We start from the raw sequence: 20225 nt of genomic DNA on the forward strand, positions 1-20225 counted from the left end.
TATGGTATAAGTAATACAATCAATTGAATAACGATACTCTTATAAAGAGCGGTGGAGGGAAGTGCCCTATGAAGCCCGGCAACCGTCACAATTGTGAAATGGTGCCAATTCACTCAAAGCGGAATGCTTTGACAGATGAGAGAACGGTAACGTACATAATTTTTCATACGTTCAGCCTTTCTGCTCGTCTGCAGAAGGGTTTTTTATATTCAAAAGCGGAATGCGCCGTTTAGCCTCGACAGGCACTGGAGGGCTTGCCGACAAAGGTGCGGTTTTTGCACCTTTTCGGAAAGACCGAAGTGACCCGAGAGGCTGGCGCATGCAGCTGGGTGTATTCAAAAGCGGAAGATGCCGTTTAGCTTCGGCAGGCGTTGGAAAGACTGAAACGACCCGAGGAGCCGGCATCTGCAGCGCTTCGGCAGGCACTGACACATTAAACTATCAAAACATAATCACGGATTTACTAAAGGCGGTGCAGAAAATGATTCAACTGACAAACGTACATAAGAGATTCCAATTGAACCAAGCGGAAATTGTAGCGGTAGATGACGTGACGCTGGCTATCAAAGAAGGAGAAATTTTCGGCGTCATCGGTTATAGTGGAGCGGGAAAAAGTACATTGATCCGGCTGTTGAACGGTTTGGAACAGCCGACTTCAGGGAGTATTGTAATCAATGATCTGGAAATGACTACACTTAAAGGTGCAGGTCTTCGGAACGCGCGGCAGAAGATCAGTATGATTTTCCAGCATTTTAATTTGCTTTGGTCGCGTACAGTCGAAGACAATATTTCATTTCCGCTGGAGATTGCAGGTGTGAAGAAAGCTGAACGCGACGCGAAAGTGAAAGAACTGATTGATCTGGTTGGATTATCAGGACGAGAGAAAGCTTATCCTTCCCAGTTATCAGGCGGGCAGAAACAGCGTGTCGGTATTGCCAGAGCGCTTGCTAATGACCCTGAAGTTCTGCTGTGTGATGAAGCGACTTCAGCATTGGATCCCGAAACAACAAATGCTATCTTAGATTTGCTGACAGAAATCAATGAACGTCTCGGTTTGACGATTGTGCTCATTACTCATGAAATGCAGGTCATCCGGAAGATTTGTCATCGCGTGGCGGTTATGGAAGCGGGAAAAGTGGTGGAAGTCGGCAATGTGCTCGACGTCTTCCAATCACCACAGGCCGAGATTACGAAACGTTTCATTTCTCAAGTTTCAGATAATGCAGATGCAGACGAAGCAATTAAGCATCTGCAGGAAGATACGAACGGCAAGCTCGTAAAGCTGACGTTCATAGGAGAACGGACTGAACAGCCGGTTCTGGCGGAATTAATCCGCAAGTTTGAGATCGACGTAAATATCGTGCAGGGGAACATCTCCGCTTTGCATGACGGTGCGTACGGAACATTGATGTTACAGCTGATCGGCAATCCGGCAATCATTGATGAAGCAATTTCTTACCTGCACGCCAATGAAGTAAAGACGGAGGTGCTGACAAATGATTGAACAGTGGTTTCCTAACGTGAATTGGGACAAAATGTGGGAGGCAACAGGCGAAACGCTGTACATGACAGCATTCTCGACTGTTCTGACATTTATTTTCGGCATCGCTTTGGGTCTTTTGTTATTCCTGACCAGCCGCGGACAATTATGGTCCAACAGGTTTACAAATGTGATTACCGCTGCATTTGTTAATATTTTCCGTTCGATTCCATTCATCATTTTGATTATTTTATTGTTCCCGGTCACAAAATTTTTAATTGGGACACTTCGAGGCCCGAATGCCGCATTGCCTGCATTGATCATCGGTGCCGCACCGTTTTATGCACGTATGGTATTGATCGCTTTGCAAGAAATTGACAGAGGCGTCATAGAGGCAGCCCGTTCAATGGGTGCAAAAACTACGACAATCATTTTCAAAGTACTGCTGCCTGAATCAATGCCTGCATTGGTGTCGGGTATTACGGTCACATCCATTGCGCTCGTCGGCTATACGGCGATGGCAGGGGCAATTGGAGCGGGAGGTCTTGGTACCCTCGCCTATTTGGAAGGGTTTCAGCGTTCGCGCGGAGATGTCACAATGATGGCTACCATTCTGGTTCTTGTGATCGTATTTATTATTCAGTTCATTGGAGATTTAATCGTTAAACGTTTGGATAAGCGATAAAGGGATTTTCAGGAAGACCTGTTAACCATATAAAAAAACCATTTTGGAAAAGGGGAAATGTGAAAATGAAGAAGTTTTTATTCGGTCTATTCGCAGCTGTGCTTGTATTGGCTTTAGCAGCTTGTGGAACAAAAGACGATGGCAAGAATAGCGGGGATGCAGTAGATGTTGATGCAGATAAGCCGGCAGAGGAAAAAACGACGTTAACGGTAGGTGCATCTAATACACCTCACGCGGAGATTTTGGAAGAAGCAAAACCATTATTAGCTGAAAAAGGATACGATCTAGTAATTGAAAGCTATACAGATTATGTACTTCCTAATAAAGATTTGGATGAGGGTGAGTTGGATGCAAACTACTTCCAACACATTCCGTACCTAGAAAGTCAGATTGCGGATTTTGGCTATGACTTTGTAAATGCAGGATCTATTCACATTGAACCAATCGGTGTGTATTCGAAAAAATATAAGACGCTTGAAGAACTTCCTGAAGGTGCAACAATCCTGATCAGTAACTCGGTAGCGGATCACGGACGCGTGCTTGCGATGTTAGAAGAAAAAGGATTAATCAAGTTGAAAGACGGCGTGGAGAAAGTAAAAGCAGAGCTGGATGATATCGTAGAAAATCCGAAAAACTTGGAATTCGATCCGAATTATGAGCCGGCTCTTATGCCTCAGCTTTATAACAACGACGAAGGTGATGCATTGTTGATCAACTCGAACTTTGCAATCGATGCAGGATTGAATCCAATGGAAGATTCAATCGCATTGGAAGATAAAGAATCACCATACGTAAATATCGTCGCTACGAAAAAAGGCGATGAAGACAGCGATGCAATCAAAGCATTGGTAGAAGTTCTGACATCCCAAGAAATTCAAGATTTCATTGTAGAACAATGGGGCGGCGCGGTCGTTCCTGTAAAATAATGTAGAGTAGGCCGGCAGTGCATTTAGCTGCCGGCTTTTTTACGTCTATAACATTTTGACAATTACAAATTTAGTTCAAATCTATATTCTTACAGTGGTTTGTGGTAAAGTTATTTTGTTTCAGTCATACAGATGTCTATTTGAGGAGGACGTATTGTGAAGTTTAAATTAGGGCTCATTTGGCGAATTTTAATTGCCATTGTGCTGGCGATCGGGCTGGGTATGCTGCTGCCCGCTATACATGAAGGGTTTGCGAATTGGTTCGTTCGTTTGGCGGCCACGTTTAATATGCTGTTTGGAGGATTTTTAAACTTTATTGTTCCATTAATCATTATTGCGTTTATCGCACCAAGTATTGCAAAGCTTGGGAAAGGTTCGGGGAAACTATTAGGATTGTCTGCGGCATTTGCGTATGGTTCCACAATTATCGCAGGTTTGCTCGCGTTTTTTGCAGCATCGACGATTTTGCCGAACTTCATTCATCAAGCAACAGATACTTCGATTGCTGACGGTGCACGTGAAGCAGGAACTGCATTCTTCGAAATGGAAATGGATCCGATCATGGGCATCATGTCCGCTCTTTTGCTGGCTTTCGTATTGGGGATCGGAATGGCGGCTATCAAAGGGAAGTCGATGCTGTCGTTTTTCGATGAGTTCAATCTTATTATCGAAAAAGTGATTTCAGTCGCAATCATTCCACTCCTACCAATCCATATTTTCGGGATCTTTCTGAATATGACGTATTCTGGAGAGGTTGCCAACGTACTTTCTGTTTTCCTATTAGTATTCGTGATGATTATTGCGCTTCACCTGATCATGCTGACGATCCAGTATACGACGGCGGGCGCATTGAATGGACGTAATCCGTTTGGTCTAATGAAAACGATGTTGCCTGCTTATTTAACGGCGATCGGCACCCAGTCTTCAGCTGCAACCATTCCAGTCACGCTTCGTCAGGCGAAAAAGACAGGTGCTTCCGAACGAGTGACGGATTTTGCCATTCCTTTATTCGCCACGATCCATCTATCGGGTAGTACGATTACAATTGTTTCCTGTTCAATCGGTGTCATGCTGATGAATGGATTTGATATTAGTTTTGGCAGTTATCTGCAGTTCATCTTCATGCTGGGGGTTACGATGATTGCAGCACCGGGGGTTCCGGGAGGCGCAGTGATGGCGGCAACTGGATTGCTCACTACGATGCTTGGCTTTACAGACGGAATGGTGGCTTTGATGATAGCGTTGTATTTGGCGCAAGACAGTTTCGGCACAGCAACGAACGTGACAGGCGACGGTGCACTTGCAATGATCGTTGACCGTTTCACAAAAAAAGTATAGAAATGGATAAAAAGCCGGCAGTTTTTGTCGGCTTTTTTTGTTTAATTCTTATGTACTATTCTTTTACTGATTCTCATTAGACGGTATTCAATTGAAAAATAGACAGTAGGGAAAACCCTTATCAACAGCGGGGGATCAAGGAATTCTGTCACAATTTATAATGTTTCTCAAAGATTTGCAACCGGTTCGAATATGGGGTAAGATTAGAATGATACTAAATAGAGAATGGCTAACCATTCAACGCGACTATACTGGAGGTATTGGAATGGCAACTTTGGAAATTAAAGATCTTCATGTCGAAATTGAAGGCAAGGAAATCTTAAAAGGTGTTACATTAACAATAAATACAAATGAGATTCATGCAATCATGGGTCCCAATGGTACGGGGAAATCCACACTTGCTTCTGCAATCATGGGTCACCCTAAATATGAAGTGACATCCGGTTCTGTCACAATCGACGGAGAAGACGTCCTGGAAATGGAAGTGGACGAGCGTGCTTTGGCCGGTCTGTTTCTGGCAATGCAGTACCCTAGTGAAATTACTGGTGTAACAAACGCAGACTTCCTTCGTTCAGGTATGAATGCACGCCGCGATGAAGGCGATGAAATCGGTCTGATGAAATTCATCCGTGAACTCGACAGCAAGATGGAGTTTTTGGAAATGGAAGAAGATATGGCTACCCGTTACTTGAACGAAGGCTTCTCAGGCGGAGAGAAAAAACGTAATGAAATCCTTCAGCTTATGATGTTAAAGCCGAAATTCGCGATTCTTGATGAGATTGACTCCGGTTTGGATATCGACGCATTGAAAGTTGTTTCCAACGGGATTAACGAAATGCGCGGCGAAGGTTTCGGCTGCCTGATCATCACACACTATCAGCGTCTGCTTAACTACATTACACCTGATCAGGTACACGTAATGATGCAAGGCAGAGTAGTGAAATCCGGAGGTCCTGAACTGGCAGCTAAGCTTGAAAGCCAAGGATATGACTGGATTAAAGAAGAGTTGGGCATTGAAGACGAAACAGTTCATTCAGAAGCATAAGAAAGGGGACGACTAAAAATGACGGTTGAAACAAAATTGGCATTGACCGAACAGGACGTCCGCTCTTATTCCGCAAACGTGGAGGAAGCTGCTTGGATGGCAGATTTTCGTGCAAATGCTCTTGCGAAAGCAGAAGTACTTGCAATGCCGAAACCAGATAAAACAAAGATTACTAATTGGAATTTCACAGAATTCCCTTCACATACAGTAGAAAGCTCGATTTTTGCGACGCTTGAAGAATTACCGACAGAAGCAAAAGCATTGATTGACCACGAACAGCAAGAAAATATTTACGTGCAGCACAATAATACTCCTGCTTTCACTTCATTATCAGATGATTTGAAGTCACAGGGTGTAATCTTAACGGACATCTTCACTGCTTCACGTGAGCACAGTGACCTGGTGCAGAAGTATTTAATGACGGACGGCGTCAAAGTCGATGAACATAAATTGACTGCTTTGCATGCAGCATTGATCAACGGCGGAGCATTTGTATATGTACCGAAAAATGTAGTGATTGAAGAGCCGCTTCAAGTGCTGTTCATACACGATAATGAAAAAGCTTCATTATTCAACCACGTTTTATTGGTAGCGGAGGCAAACAGCTCTGTGACATATGTAGAGAACTATCTTTCTACAATGGAGCACGGTGAAGGTCAGGCGAACATTGTATCGGAAGTATTTGCTCAGGATAATGCGAAAGTAGTTTATGGTGCAGTGGACGTGTTAGCAGAGGGTTTGACAACATACGTGAACCGCCGTGGCGTTACTGGACCGCATGCACGGATTGAGTGGGCGCTCGGTTTGATGAACGACAGCAACACCATTTCTGAAAATATCACGCACTTAGTCGGAAACGGCTCATCAAGTGATATGAAATCAGTAGTTGTCGGACGTGGAAACCAGAAGCAGAATTTCACATCTGAAATTGTGCACTGGGGACTTGATACAGACGGTTTCATTCTGAAGCACGGTGTGATGAAAGAATCTTCATCTGCAATCTTTAACGGAATCGGCCGTATTGCGAAAGGGGCAACCCGCTCCAACGCAGTCCAAGAGTCAAGAATCCTCATGCTGAGTGAAAGAGGACGCGGAGATGCGAATCCGATTTTGCTTATTGATGAAGATGATGTGACAGCAGGCCACGCAGCATCAGTCGGCCGTGTAGATCCGCTGCAAATGTTCTATCTAATGAGCCGCGGTATTTCAAAAGAACAAGCAGAACGCCTCATCATACATGGCTTTTTAGCGCCGGTGGTCAGCAAATTGCCGATTGAAGGAGTTAGAAAACAATTGACGGAGGTAATCGAAAGGAAAGTGCGCTAATGCTCAATAAAGAGATCCGCAATCATTTCCCGATACTTGATCAAGAAATCAATGGACATCCTCTTGTGTACCTGGACAGCGCAGCTACTTCACAGAAGCCTGTTCAAGTCATTGAGGCACTCGACAACTATTACCGCTGGAATAATTCCAATGTGCATCGCGGAGTGCACACGCTTGGAAATAAAGCAACAGACGGTTATGAAGGTGCTCGGGAAAAAGTCCGTAAATTTATAAATGCAAAGTCAACAGAAGAAATTATTTTCATGCGCGGTACGACGACTGCATTGAATACAGTAGCAGAAAGCTATGGGCATGCAAATGTTTCTGAAGGCGATGAAATTGTTATTACTCATATGGAACATCACTCCAATATCATTCCGTGGCAGCAGCTCGCTAAAGAAACCGGCGCAGTTCTGAAGTATATTGACCTGGAAGAGGATGGCACGCTGTCACTGGATAAAGTGCGAGAGACCATTACAGATCGTACAAAAATTGTGTCGATTATGTATGTCTCAAACGTCCTTGGAACGATGAACCCGATTGAAGAAATTACGGAAATTGCTCATCAGCATGGAGCAATCATGTGTGTGGATGCTGCGCAGGCTGCTCCTCATATGCGAATCGATGTACAGAAGCTAAATTGTGATTTCCTTGCGTTTTCCGGACATAAAATGTGCGGACCTACAGGAATCGGTGTACTGTACGGCAAGAAAGAATTGCTCAATAATATGGAACCGATTGAATTCGGCGGAGAAATGATCGATTTCGTCGGTCTTTACGAATCAACTTGGAAAGAGCTCCCTTGGAAATTTGAAGGAGGCACGCCTATTATTGCAGGTGCCATCGGTTTAGGCGCAGCCATCGATTATTTAGAAGAAATCGGTCTGGATGCAATCGAACGTCATGAACACGATCTGGCGGGCTATGCAATGGATAAGATGTCTGAAATTAACGGGCTGACGATCTATGGTCCAAGAGATCCCGAAAAACGTGCAGGTTTAGTGACATTTAATTTGGATGATGTACATCCGCACGATGTTGCCACTGTGCTGGACATGAACGGAATTGCTGTCCGTGCCGGCCATCACTGTGCACAGCCATTAATGAAATGGCTTGCGTGTTCAGCGACAGCCCGTGCCAGTTTCTATCTGTATAACACAACAGAAGACGTAGACCGTCTTGTGGAAGGACTTCGCTCAGCAAAGGAGTATTTCAAAGATGTCAACTAATAAACTGGATCAGCTATACCGGTCTGTAATCATGGATCATTATAAAAATCCGAAAAACAAAGGCGTTCTGGAAGGCGGAAATGTCACGATCGATATGAACAATCCGACTTGCGGTGACGTGATTCATCTGACTATGAATGTGGAAGATGATATCGTCAAAGAAGCGAAGTTTGAAGGGGAAGGCTGCTCCATTTCAATGGCGTCAGCCTCCATGATGACTCAGATGATCAAAGGCAAAACGACAGAACAGGCAACGAAACTCGCTCATGCATTTTCAGACATGATGTTAGGCAAAGACTTGGATGATTCTATTGAATTAGATGATTTAGAAGCTCTTTCGGGTGTCGCGCAATTCCCTGCCCGTATTAAGTGTGCAACATTGAGCTGGAAAGCGATGGAAAAGGGAGTCTCCGGCGAGCCGCAGTGACCTTGGCCAAAGTATGAGCAATTATGGGACGGAGGAATAAAAAATGGCGAAACAAATGCCAGAAATCGGCGATTACAAATATGGTTTCCATGACAAAGACGTTTCTGTATTCCGTTCAGAACGCGGTCTGACACGTGAGATAGTAGAAGAGATTTCTAATATGAAGGAAGAACCGCAGTGGATGCTGGATTACCGTTTAAAATCTTTGGAGATTTTCTACAGCAAACCAATGCCGCAGTGGGGCGGAGACTTGAATTCATTGAATTTCGATGAAATCACGTACTACGTAAAACCTTCTGAAGCAACAGAAACTTCTTGGGATGAAGTGCCTGAAGAAATCAAGCGTACGTTTGATAAACTGGGCATTCCGGAAGCAGAACAAAAGTACTTGGCAGGTGTATCTGCACAGTATGAATCAGAAGTGGTTTACCACAATATGAAACAAGAACTTACGGATCTGGGAATTGTCTTTAAAGACACGGATTCTGCACTTCTTGAAAACGAAGAGTTGTTCAAGAAATATTGGGGTACGGTTATTCCGAACTCTGACAATAAATTCTCAGCGCTAAACTCTGCAGTATGGTCGGGTGGATCGTTTATCTATGTGCCGCCCGGCGTGAAAGTAGAAACCCCGCTGCAGGCGTATTTCCGTATCAACTCGGAAAACATGGGACAGTTTGAACGTACACTGATCATTGTGGATGAAGGCGCAAGCGTTCATTACGTAGAAGGCTGTACAGCACCTGTCTATACAACAAACTCCCTGCACAGTGCGGTAGTTGAAATCATTATCAAAAAAGATGCATATTGCCGTTACACGACTATCCAGAACTGGGCGAACAACGTCTACAATCTGGTAACAAAGCGTGCAGTGTGTGAAGAAAACGCCACAATGGAATGGATTGACGGCAACATCGGCTCTAAATTGACGATGAAGTATCCGGCTGTTATCTTAAAAGGCGAAGGCGCACGCGGTATGACATTATCGATCGCTCTTGCAGGTAAAGGTCAGCACCAGGATGCCGGTGCGAAAATGATGCACTTGGCTCCAAATACTTCTTCAACAATTGTATCCAAGTCGATTTCTCAGCACGGCGGGAAAGTAACATACCGCGGCATTGTCCACTTCGGACGTAAAGCGGACGGTGCCCGTGCAAATATTGAATGTGATACATTGATCATGGATAAGCAATCCACTTCCGATACAATTCCATACAATGAAATCCTGAACGACAATATTTCATTGGAACACGAAGCAAAAGTATCGAAAGTTTCCGAAGAGCAGCTCTTCTACTTGATGAGCCGCGGTATTCCTGAACTGGAAGCAACGGAAATGATCGTCATGGGTTTCATCGAGCCATTCACAAAAGAACTGCCGATGGAATATGCGGTAGAGATGAATAGATTGATCAAGTTCGAGATGGAAGGCAGTATAGGATAACACCTACACCCCTTGTCACAACAACGTTTGTGGCAAGGGTGTTTTTTGTCTGTGCCTAATTTATGCCTAAAAATAAATAAATCTGTGCCTAAAAAAGTAAAAAGTTCATCGTTCTATATACTTTTGGCTTTTAAATTTAGTTATTCAATTGCTTTTAGTAAATTTTTTTAAAATCCCTCAAATCCTAATGAAATCTCTTTTCTATATTCTTTGTTGGACTAAAATTTAATAAGTTCAAATTTGTTCTTTTCCCTTTCAACTAGAGTTTCTATGCAATTCATTGAAAATTGATTTTATAGAAATTCAATAATACTATTGTTTTAAGTTGTATTTTAATTCTATTGATTTATAGAGATAATCCTTACGATATAGAAAGAAGCCGAATACACCTATAGTTCTTTGTACAAAAGAGTAATTAAATATTCTTAATACTATGTCCTTTTATTCCTTTAAATAAAGTATTATGCTAAGTAAAGGAAGAATTAACAGTAGGATTTATGGAAAGTATTTAGCTGAAACAAGATATTTTGTGAAAGGATTGTGTTTAAGTAAATGAATTATGAAATTAATAACTTAAATGACTATAGTAATAGTATTAAAAAATATGTAGAGATTTATGCTGAAAGTATTTTTTTGCGTGGAGAGAGTTCAAAATACATTTATCCTACGTCAAGTATCGCTCGTCAAATTAAATATGTAGAAAATGAAGGTCATATCAACCAAGAAGTTCTAAGTATTACGCCAGAAGATTTTAAAAGAGATCAATCAGAATTTGAGAAATTAGTTAGAATGCAACATTATGGTATACCTACACGTTTGATTGATGTTACTTTTAATCCGCTTGTCGCATTATTTTTTGCTGTTCAATCAGATGATAATGAAAAAGACGGTTATGTTTATTTATATATTGAAGAAAATTCCGTATCATACAAAGATAAAGAGGTAGACATATTATCAAAAATCGCATTTTCAAATGTTCAATCGATAAATTCATTTAAAATCGAGAATAATTTAGAGGAAAGCGAAGAACAACTCGCGAGAATAATAAATCAAAATTACTTTATAAATGATACACCTATAGATAATAATGATCGTATTAGTAGACAAAAAGGAACGTTTGTAATTTGTGGAAATGAAATTAATAACTCTGAGCTTACTGATAAAATAATACCTCTGGATTGTGTCCCAACGAGAACATTTAGAATTCCTTATGAGTACAAAGAAAGTATCAAGAATGAATTAGATTCATTAGGGTATAACATCTATAATTTATATGTAGACTTACCATCAGTTGCAAATTATATAAAAAGCAAATATAAAGAAACTAGCAGTATTGAAGGTGCCTATGAAATAATTGAGCATACTTCACAACAAGAATTTAAACATGTGTGGCATGATATTACTATATTATTGAAAAAGAAGTTGAAGGAATCTCAAATTAGAAAAATAATTAAGAAGGAAATAAATAATATATCGTTAACAAAACATATTATCTATGTTTACGTTGCTGAAGATCAAACTGCTCTAGCTCAATCAAATTGGATTTGTCAATGTAGATGGGGAAATGAAAAATTAGAGCATAATAATGTGCCTAGTTGGATATCTGACGTTGATAGTCATGGGTATTTATGGGGATTTTCAAAAACAAAAATTTCTAATGATTATTATAAATCATTAGAAGCGCCTAAAAGAATTGTTATTGCACAATTGCAAGAAGTATTTATAAAAATTGAAAGAGTTTTAAAATCTTTTAATTTTACCGAACTGATTGTGCAAGAGGATAAATCAGCATCTGAAGCTAGACAGCAATTAGAAGCAATTCGAGAGTTATTTCATGATAGAGTATCTTTAACTCATGACTTAGAAGTGTCTGAAGTTAAACAGGAATTGAGTGAAGTAGAAGGTTTATGTACAAACTATTTCTTACTTTATGATAGAGGAAAATGGTCAATTGGAGAAATGAAATTAGCATCAAGATATGGGGAAGAAGCACATGACAAAATGTTGAAGTTAGAATCTGTTTTAGATAAACTTGCTAGAGAGTGTCCAATAGAAGACGAAGATCTAATTTGGTCTGAAGAACAATCTGAAATATTCAGTTCAGTTCAAACTTTACCAATTTCAACAGACGCACATAAAATTCATATGAGTGTTGAAGTAGAATTCAGTACGGAAAAAATTTATTTCGAAGGAGTAACAACATTATTTGATGGATTTAAAATACTAATAACATGCGTATGTAGTGATAAGAATTATAAAGCAGCTGACAATGTTATAGTGCAAAATGGAAAAATTACTACGAGATTTTATCCAGGAAAACAGAAACAGTTCGAAAAAGGATTATACAAATTTGAAGTAATAGGTGGAATACCAGCTGTTCAAAGTTTAGAAGTGCAAAAAAAGACTGGGATTGAATACGAAAAAATTAGAGGGGAAATTGTAGAGCATCAGGGTTCTTCTTCAATGATTAAATACGAAGTTGAACTGGAATTAGGACTTTACTAATTGGAGAAATCAAAAGACTAAATATTTTGTTTGTTTTTGGCGGAAAATTCATTCGAGAAATAATGTAAGCAATTATATTAAAGAAAATTATGTTTATGATTAGTGTACCTAATTTGTGCCTAAATAAAATGACTTTCTATGATTCTCAATGATAGGTAGAATTTCCAAAAAACTTATTTTATACGTATCATAAGCGTTAATTAAACTCTATGATTCATGAAAATTATCAAATTCGAATTGGAAGATCCCATCGGTTAATATAAAAATACCCTGCAGCATCCGTTAATTGGATACTGCAGGGATTTTTTGTTTACGGAAATTTCATTGTTCGTTTTTATTTATTGCCACAACCGCAATGGTGCATCGAGAAATACAGATTAATTTTCCTTCTTCGTCGGTAATCTGGATATCCCAAACCATAGATGTACGGCCGCGGTGCAATGGCGTAGCAGTGGCAGTTACCACGCCGTCTTTTTTACCCCGTATATGATTTGCGTTGATTTCTAAACCTACCGGGTAATGTGTTTTAGGATTCAGGTTCAAGGCCGCAGCAAAACTTGCGGCAGTTTCTGCAAGAGCGACAGAAGCCCCTCCATGGAGCAAACCCATTGGCTGATGAGTTTTAGGTCCGACCGGCATCTCGCAAACTACTTTGTCAGGCGTCGCCTCTTTAAATGTGATGTCCAATGCACCAATAAGAGTTTTCTCTAAATTAATTCCATCCACTAAATTAAGTTCATTCATTCGTATCTCTCCCATCTGTATGCTGGGCAACACCCGCATAAAGTTTTTACAGGAATCATAAACTTTGTTATAATCCATGTATATACATATAATAATATATGGTGTGTATAATATGTCAAGAATAACAGAAAATTTCAATAAGTGGATTTTTATAAAGGAGCGGACTTAATGAAACCAGAATTAGACCAGAAACAAGCTGAACATATCATCCAAGTCTGCGCATGCGCCAATATGCGAACTGTATCTGGATCACTGACACAGCTGTACAATAGACTGCTGAAACCCACGGGATTGAAAATTACTCAATACTATATGCTGGGCAATATTTATACTTCACCAAATATTTCAATCAGCAGGCTTGGAGAGATCATGCTGCTGGATCAGACAACGGTTACGCGTAACCTGAATATTTTAAAGGATTCCGGCCTGGTTGAGATTCATAGATCTGAGCATGATTCGCGGACGAAGGTAGTATCCATAACAGAATTAGGCTATGAAAAATTAAATAACGCTACACCTGTCTGGAATGAGGTTCAAGAGCGGATTGAAAGTTCTATTGGCAAAGATGAATATATAGATTTATTAAACAAACTGGGTGAACTGCATGAGGTCATTGATAACTATGACAGCTAGAAGCAGCACAAGATAAATTCTCCTCTTGCTGTTAATCACTCAGTGAAGTCTGACAGGTAAAAGATATAGTGATAAATTGATTGACAAGTCGAATAAATCCAGTAGAATACATGTATATACATGTAATGTGAGTTTGCTTATACTTCTCTATTTGCTTTTGAGGTTATTTTTTTGTAAATAGATTGAAAGCGCTTACGGAAAAGGGGAGAGTTTATGATGAATTTAGTAGATTTGAAAAAGAGTATGAGTCTTCCGGTGATTGCTTCACCCATGTTCATTATCAGTAATCCGAAGACGGTGATCGAGCAGTGTAAAGCTGGAATTATCGGAGCTATGCCGTCTTTGAATGCAAGACCGATTGCACAATTTGAAGAGTGGCTTATCGAAATCACAGAGGAACTGGCAGATTATAATGCGAAAAATCCTGATAAACCAGCAGCGCCATTTGCAATTAACCAAATTGTCCACCGTTCCAATGAAAGACTGCAGGAAGATATGGAGCTTTGTGTGAAATACAAAGTTCCGATCATTATTACCTCACTTGGTGCAAGAGAAGATGTTTATGAAGCAGCGCACAGTTATGGCGGAATCGTACTTCATGATGTCATCAATAATTTTTTCGCAAAGAAAGCAATTGAAAAAGGAGCAGACGGCCTGATTGCGGTAGCGGCGGGAGCAGGAGGGCACGCAGGTCCGAAGAGTCCTTTTGCTCTCATTCAGGAAATCCGTGAATGGTTTGACGGGCCGCTTGCGCTTGGCGGTTCTATTGCAACAGGAGGAAGCGTGCTGGCTGCTGAAGCGATGGGAGCTGATTTTGCATACATCGGGTCTCCCTTTATTGCGACGAAAGAGGCGAGAGCTGTAGAGGAATATAAACAGGCGATTGTAGACGGAAATTCTGATGATATCGTGTACAGTAACTATTTCACCGGAGTACATGGGAATTATTTAGCTCCGTCGATTCGTGCTTCAGGCTTAGATCCTGATAACTTGCCGGAAAGTGATCCGACGAAAATGAACTTTGGCGGGGATGCCGGTCAAAAAGCGTGGAAGGATATTTGGGGATGCGGACAGGGCATTGGCGTAATTGACAAGGTGCAGCCGACAAAGGACTATGTAGCACAGTTAGCAGAGCAGTATAACCAGGCAAAAGACAAACTGGTTGGTGATAGAGTAAACGCAGCAAGCAGGTAATGGAGGAGGATATTTATGCAGCACATGTTATTCAGTGATCCAATTACATTAAATGCAGTACGCTATAAAGACAGAGAAGCACTTTCTTATAACGGCTTGCGATTTACTTATCAGGGTTTTAACGACAGAATTAATCAACTGGCCCATGCACTGCAAAGTATCGGGGTGAATAAAGGCGACAAAGTGGCAATCATGCTGATGAATTGCCATCAATTATTCGAACTTATTTTTGCTTGTGCAAAGATCGGTGCTGTTGCTGTACCGGTCAACTCACGGTTTATCAGTCGTGAAATTCAACATGTTGTGGATGATTCAGAAGCTCTTTTGCTGGTTGTGGACTCTCGCTTTTTGGATGAAGTCTTGCCTTCCAGTGAGCAGTATAAAACTGTTAATCACTTTATTACGGTTGGATCGAGCGACAAGGTGCAATATCCTGAGTATGAGGAATTGATTGCAAATTTCTCTAAAGAAGAACCAGTTCCTTCGTCGCCTCTTACTGAATTAGATACATTAACAATTATGTATACAGGCGGGACGACAGGTTTTCCGAAAGGAGCGGTTCGTTCTCATCGCAGTATGTATTTAGTTACGTTATTATTCAGTATCGAATTTCAGATTGGAAGGCTTGGAAGAGGACTGGCTGCAGGGCCTTTATATGGCGCAGCCGCGTTAAGTATTTCTCTGCCGAATTTATATGTAGGGAATAGTCTTCACATTTTGGAGAAGTTTCATCCTGTGGAAGTGTTACAAGCGATTGATGAAGAAAAGACGACAACTACGTTTTTAGCCCCGCCTATGTTGGAAGCCATCTTTTCATTACCTGAGGAAATATTGCGGCAATATGATGTCTCTTCGTTAAAGTCTATCATTTCCGTAGGGGCACCTTTGCATACGAGTACAAAAGAAAAAGTATTTGCGTATTTCCCGACAGCTGACCTGAATGAGTTCTACGGAGCTACAGAATTGGGCGGCGCGGCAAATTTGTTTCCTGAAATGCAGAAAGACAAGGACCGTTCTGTTGGCGTACCAATGCTGGGAATGGATATCGAATTGCGCAATGATAAGAGAGAACCTGTGCAGGAGAATGAAGCGGGAGAGTTCTTCGTTAAAGGGATTACACTCTGCGATGAATATTATAAAAGACCTGAGGCCAATAAAGAGTCTTTCGATGGTGAGTGGCTAAGCTTAGGTGATGTAGGAGTGCAGGACGAGGATGGCTACTATTATATCGTTGATCGGAAGCAAGATATGATCTTATCCGGTGCCATTAATGTTTACCCGGCAGAAATTGAAGGTGTTCTGCATGAACATCCTGCTATAGCAGATGTAGCTGTAATCGGCATACCTGATGAGAAGTGGGGAGAAGTGTCTTTGGCTGCGGTAGTATTGCGTCCAGGGGAAAAAGTGTCAAAAGAAGATCTGATTGAATTCTGTCAGGGCAAATTGGCAAAGTATAAGATTCCGCAGCATATTGATTTTGTAGAAGAACTGCCGCGGAGTCTTCAAGGAAAACTGCTGAAATTCAAAATACGTAAAAATTACGAGTGAAAATAACATCAAAAAAACGAAGTGCGAATTGCACTTCGATTTTTTGGTTACTCTTCAGAATCCTGAACGGACGCTGCTGATTCAGTTTGAGGTGTTGTATGATCAGATTTAGAACGGATCACTTCATTCGTCAGCTGTTCAATGCTCGGACGGATATTGCTTTTGCCCGAGAAGTTCTCCAGCATTTCCTTCATATCAATACCTGAGGAAGCTTTCAAAGTTTCCTGCAGCGTTGACATCAGGTCGGTCGCATAGGAAGTGACTTTATTGGCACCTCCGCCTTCACCGCCGCCAGTATCGACTACAGTAATCTTATCGATATTGCCAAGCGGGCTGGCGATTTCTTTCGCATATTCAGGAAGCATGTTCACAATCATATCAAGCATAGCTGCCTGACCATAGTGTTCGAAAGCTTCTGCGATTTTGCGTTTTGCTTCGGCTTCTGCAAGACCTTTTAGACGAATAATATCGGCTTCAGATTCACCTTGCGCACGCTGTGACTGTGCTTTGGCTGTACCGTCGAGACGGACTTTCTCAGCATCTGCCTGTGCACGGGCTTCAATACGGTACTTTTCTGCATCTGCTTCTGCCAGCTGTCTTGATTTCTCAGCTTCAGCGTTTTGTTCAATTGCGTAGCGGTCCGCATCCGCTTTTTTCTTCACTTCAGAATCATATTGTTTCTCTCGGCGCAGAATTTCTTTTTCTTCCAATTCGATTTGTTTTTGACGCTCGATAATTCGGACCTGCATTTCCTGTTCCGTTACTTCTTGTTTGGAACGTGCAGTCTGTAATTCATACGCCTGGTCGGCGCGTGCTCTCGCTACATCTTGTTCGCGTCGGTATTCCGCTACTTTCAGCTGGTTTTCCTTTTCCGCTTCGGCAATTTCAGTTGCCCGTTCCAGCTCTGCCTTCTGTGCCTCTTTTGATGCTTCGGCATTTTTTATCCGTGTTTCTTTTTCTGCTTCAGCCATCGCTATGTCTGCATCGCGTCTGACCTGTGCAATCCGCGGCTTTCCTAATGAATCAAGATAGCCATTTTTATCTCGCACGTCTTTTATCGTGAATGAAACGATGATCAATCCCATTTTTGCGAGATCCTGTGAAGCGACCCGCTGAACTTCCTGTGAAAACTTATCACGGTTTTTATAAATTTCTTCTACTGTCATGGAGCCCAGGATAGACCGTAAATGGCCTTCAAGCACTTCTTTCGCTTCATTTTCACGATCAGCTTTCGATTTTCCTAAAAATTGTTCGGCAGCCGTTGCGATTTCAGAAATAGAACCGCCTATTTTAATGATGGCCGTGCCGTCTGCCATGACCGGGACTCCCTGCTCTGTATAGACTTCAGGAGTGGAAACTTCCAGTTTGCTTGATAATAAACTAAGCGGTTCTGCCTGTTGGAAAACAGGGAATACAAATGTACCGCCGCCCCGGATAATTTTAATCCGATTTCCAGACTCATCCGTATGTACATTTTTCGAACCCAGATAACTGCCGGTTACGATCAATGCTTCATCGGGCCCCACCGTTTTGTATTTTGTAACATAAACACCAATAACAGAAATTAATACAATTGCAACAATACCTAATACAATCCATAAACTCATGCTGTTTCCCCCTTATTTATTATTTGAAGCGGAACGGTTCATACTCTTTAACAAAGAATGTGCCGTTTTTTACTTCGATCAGCAATACTTCTTTTCCATACTCGATTGCTTCATTCTCATATCCAGCCGCTCGTTTTGCCAGATTACCATTGACAGTTTCGAGCAAGATTTCACCAAAACCGTCCACAGGAATAGGTACGATAACTTTTCCAACCAGACCTGTCAGTGATTCATCTGTATAGGCAAGCGAAACTTCTGCAGACCTGAGCGGAACTAACACAAAGAAATAAAGTAAGAAGTCCAAAGCAACAGCAATTCCTGCTGCGATAGCTAATATACCCCAGCTGTTTAAAGATGAGAGCAATTCTAAAACATATGCGGCAGCTGAAGTAAAGGTGATGAACGCGAGAATGACAGCAGGGTCAAGGAATGGACTCATTTCGCCGATACCTTCAGCCAGGTCACTGAGCAGTACATACAGTACACTTGCGATCCCTGCAATAATTAATACAGTCAAATAGATATTTTGTACAGCAAATCCAAACAGCTCCATGTTCAATCCCTCTCTTCTACTTTATCCCGTTACTAATTATACGGATATACAAATGAAAGGTTTCATTAATTATCTAAGTAATGTAAAATTTATAAAATTATTAGGTTTAAAAGAAATATTTCTTGTTGATTAGGGAAAAAGAGTCTGCACCAAAATGTGTGCTTGACAGGCTATTTCATGAGCAGTTTAAGATTGGACTGTGATTGCGCAATATAGGATGAGAGTGGAAGGATACCGTTTCCCTGCGTTCCAGGCGGACGGGAGGGCCCTCGGTGAGCCAAGCGAACAGCGAAGGGTTCGCTTTGCCTTAATTTCTGTGTTCTCTACAGAAATTAAGGCAATACAGGGTTCCTTCTGCCGTCTTCTTTCGCTTCTTTCGCTCCCTTTAGTTGTCTCATCCTATCGGGCTGATCCTCCCGGAGTGTTTTAGCCGCGGGCTCACACGAAGTGAGTCATGCAACCGTTGCCGCAGGACGCGGCGTACTTAGGCTGCCTGGAACGAAGGTACACTGGCTGGTGTTTCAAGACTTTTTGTATGAGCAGGCAGTATGAGCACACGATTTGGGACTATTACAATGGGTAAGGTTTTTCATGCAATACTTATCATTCTGCAAAGGCTTAGATTCTTGTGATCGATGCATTTGCAAACTCGAGATACGAAACAAGACAAGCTAATTCATACTCTGCAAAAAAATCAGTACATCGTACTTTCTCCAACACTAGCGAAGGCGCAACTGCGGGGTAGGCCGTGGCTGTGAGACTGCTGGCACGTTCTTCGCCAGTAGGCTCATAGCGTAAGGCAATCCCCCAGCGCCGAAGCGGGTTTAAACTGCAAACTCACACTTCAATTAAAATCCCTTCAAAGTCGAGAAACGAAACCCGTACATATCAAATCCACACACTGCCAACATGCACGTGACAGGTTGTCAAGCACATGTTTTGGTGAAGAGCCAGAAAAAATTACGAAAGAAATACTAGGTTGGTTCCTTGAGAACTTAGAATAATGATAGAATCTTGTTTTTTATAATTCTATAATCTATAATAGTAATGTTATTGCTATAACCTTCATAAGCCCTGCTTTCCCCTGGGCGCACATACCATTGGACACTCGTTCAAACTACTTTATAACTCAAAAAAGAACCACCGAAACAACTGAATATTTTAAAAACAGCCTATATAGCTGCTTATTTGTTGAGCCTTTTTTTAATCTTTTTAAGGAGGTGAATCCCATTGAAGTTATCTCCAGTCGAACAGGAAAAATTATTACTGCATATGGCAGGTGAATTAGCCATTAAACGAAAAGCGCGTGGAGTTCTGTTAAATTATCCTGAATCTGTAGCGTTCATCTGTCATTACATTATGGAAGGCGCGCGGGACGGAAAAACCGTAGCGCAGCTGATGAGTGAAGGAAAACAATTGTTGACGGTAGAAGACGTCATGGAAGGTGTAGCGGACATGATTACAGATGTACAAATCGAGTGCACATTTCCAGATGGCACGAAGCTAGTCACCGTTCATGAGCCCATTCAATAAAAGGAGGTTAC

The 20225-nt window shown here is 41.5% G+C and carries 17 protein-coding genes and 1 riboswitch; of the genes, 14 read left to right on the plus strand and 3 right to left on the minus strand.

Going from position 1 to position 20225, the window contains the following annotated elements:
• The first annotated feature begins 36 nt into the window (after positions 1-36).
• Positions 37-142, plus strand: a riboswitch (SAM riboswitch).
• 339 nt (positions 143-481) lie between these two features.
• From GDZ68_RS05040 to GDZ68_RS05085, 10 genes are all read left to right on the plus strand, one after another.
• Positions 482-1504, plus strand: a complete 1023-nt coding sequence (locus GDZ68_RS05040; protein ID WP_153721250.1) for a methionine ABC transporter ATP-binding protein — start codon at positions 482-484, stop codon at positions 1502-1504.
• Positions 1497-2165 carry a methionine ABC transporter permease gene (locus tag GDZ68_RS05045; protein ID WP_153721169.1) on the plus strand — a complete coding sequence of 223 codons (669 nt, stop codon included), beginning with the start codon at positions 1497-1499 and terminating at the stop codon, positions 2163-2165. Before GDZ68_RS05040 ends, GDZ68_RS05045 begins: the two co-directional genes overlap by 8 nt.
• A gap of 65 nt (positions 2166-2230) precedes the next feature.
• Positions 2231-3091, plus strand: a complete 861-nt coding sequence (locus tag GDZ68_RS05050) for a MetQ/NlpA family ABC transporter substrate-binding protein (RefSeq protein ID WP_153721170.1) — start codon at positions 2231-2233, stop codon at positions 3089-3091.
• Between the two features lie 156 nt (positions 3092-3247).
• Positions 3248-4429: a dicarboxylate/amino acid:cation symporter gene (locus GDZ68_RS05055; protein WP_153721171.1), complete on the plus strand. Its 1182-nt coding sequence runs from the start codon at positions 3248-3250 to the stop codon at positions 4427-4429.
• A gap of 265 nt (positions 4430-4694) precedes the next feature.
• Positions 4695-5474: a Fe-S cluster assembly ATPase SufC gene (gene sufC / locus GDZ68_RS05060; RefSeq protein ID WP_153721172.1), complete on the plus strand. Its 780-nt coding sequence runs from the start codon at positions 4695-4697 to the stop codon at positions 5472-5474.
• 18 nt (positions 5475-5492) lie between these two features.
• A complete protein-coding gene (gene sufD, locus GDZ68_RS05065; RefSeq protein WP_153721173.1) occupies positions 5493-6800 on the plus strand; it encodes a Fe-S cluster assembly protein SufD in 1308 nt (435 codons plus the stop codon).
• Positions 6800-8029 (plus strand): cysteine desulfurase, encoded by a 1230-nt coding sequence (locus GDZ68_RS05070; protein ID WP_153721174.1) that lies wholly within the window; start codon positions 6800-6802, stop codon positions 8027-8029. Before sufD ends, GDZ68_RS05070 begins: the two co-directional genes overlap by 1 nt.
• Positions 8019-8456: a Fe-S cluster assembly sulfur transfer protein SufU gene (sufU, locus tag GDZ68_RS05075; RefSeq protein WP_153721175.1), complete on the plus strand. Its 438-nt coding sequence runs from the start codon at positions 8019-8021 to the stop codon at positions 8454-8456. Before GDZ68_RS05070 ends, sufU begins: the two co-directional genes overlap by 11 nt.
• Before the next feature lie 43 nt (positions 8457-8499).
• Positions 8500-9897, plus strand: coding sequence for a Fe-S cluster assembly protein SufB (gene sufB, locus GDZ68_RS05080; RefSeq protein ID WP_153721176.1), 1398 nt, complete (start codon positions 8500-8502; stop codon positions 9895-9897).
• A 552-nt stretch (positions 9898-10449) separates the two neighbouring features.
• Positions 10450-12402, plus strand: a complete 1953-nt coding sequence (locus GDZ68_RS05085) for an FRG domain-containing protein (RefSeq protein ID WP_153721177.1) — start codon at positions 10450-10452, stop codon at positions 12400-12402.
• Positions 12403-12723: 321 nt separating this feature from the next.
• Here GDZ68_RS05085 and GDZ68_RS05090 read toward each other — a convergent pair whose 3' ends face one another.
• The gene (locus GDZ68_RS05090) at positions 12724-13146 is read right to left on the minus strand and encodes a hotdog fold thioesterase (RefSeq protein WP_194841062.1); all 423 of its coding nucleotides are present in this window, start codon (positions 13144-13146) and stop codon (positions 12724-12726) included.
• Positions 13147-13314: 168 nt separating this feature from the next.
• Between GDZ68_RS05090 and GDZ68_RS05095 the strand changes: the two genes are divergently transcribed.
• The 3 genes from GDZ68_RS05095 to GDZ68_RS05105 all read left to right on the plus strand — a co-directional run bounded on the left by GDZ68_RS05095 (position 13315) and on the right by GDZ68_RS05105 (position 16521).
• Positions 13315-13779, plus strand: coding sequence for a MarR family winged helix-turn-helix transcriptional regulator (locus tag GDZ68_RS05095; RefSeq protein WP_153721178.1), 465 nt, complete (start codon positions 13315-13317; stop codon positions 13777-13779).
• Positions 13780-13992: 213 nt separating this feature from the next.
• On the plus strand, positions 13993-14973 hold the full coding sequence (locus GDZ68_RS05100; RefSeq protein ID WP_153721179.1) for an NAD(P)H-dependent flavin oxidoreductase: 981 nt from the start codon (positions 13993-13995) through the stop codon (positions 14971-14973).
• 15 nt (positions 14974-14988) lie between these two features.
• Positions 14989-16521: an AMP-binding protein gene (locus GDZ68_RS05105; RefSeq protein ID WP_153721180.1), complete on the plus strand. Its 1533-nt coding sequence runs from the start codon at positions 14989-14991 to the stop codon at positions 16519-16521.
• Between the two features lie 47 nt (positions 16522-16568).
• Here the strand turns inward: GDZ68_RS05105 and GDZ68_RS05110 are convergent, their stop codons facing one another.
• Positions 16569-18128, minus strand: a complete 1560-nt coding sequence (locus GDZ68_RS05110; protein WP_153721181.1) for a flotillin family protein — start codon at positions 18126-18128, stop codon at positions 16569-16571.
• Between the two features lie 19 nt (positions 18129-18147).
• Positions 18148-18681 carry a hypothetical protein gene (locus GDZ68_RS05115; protein ID WP_153721182.1) on the minus strand — a complete coding sequence of 178 codons (534 nt, stop codon included), beginning with the start codon at positions 18679-18681 and terminating at the stop codon, positions 18148-18150.
• Positions 18682-19911: 1230 nt separating this feature from the next.
• Here GDZ68_RS05115 and ureA point away from each other — a divergent pair.
• Positions 19912-20214, plus strand: a complete 303-nt coding sequence (gene ureA, locus GDZ68_RS05120; protein ID WP_153721183.1) for an urease subunit gamma — start codon at positions 19912-19914, stop codon at positions 20212-20214.
• Positions 20215-20225 lie beyond the last annotated feature (11 nt).

Origin of the sequence: Sporosarcina cascadiensis, assembly GCF_009650995.1 — a bacterium.
GTDB classification, from domain to species: domain Bacteria; phylum Bacillota; class Bacilli; order Bacillales_A; family Planococcaceae; genus Sporosarcina; species Sporosarcina cascadiensis.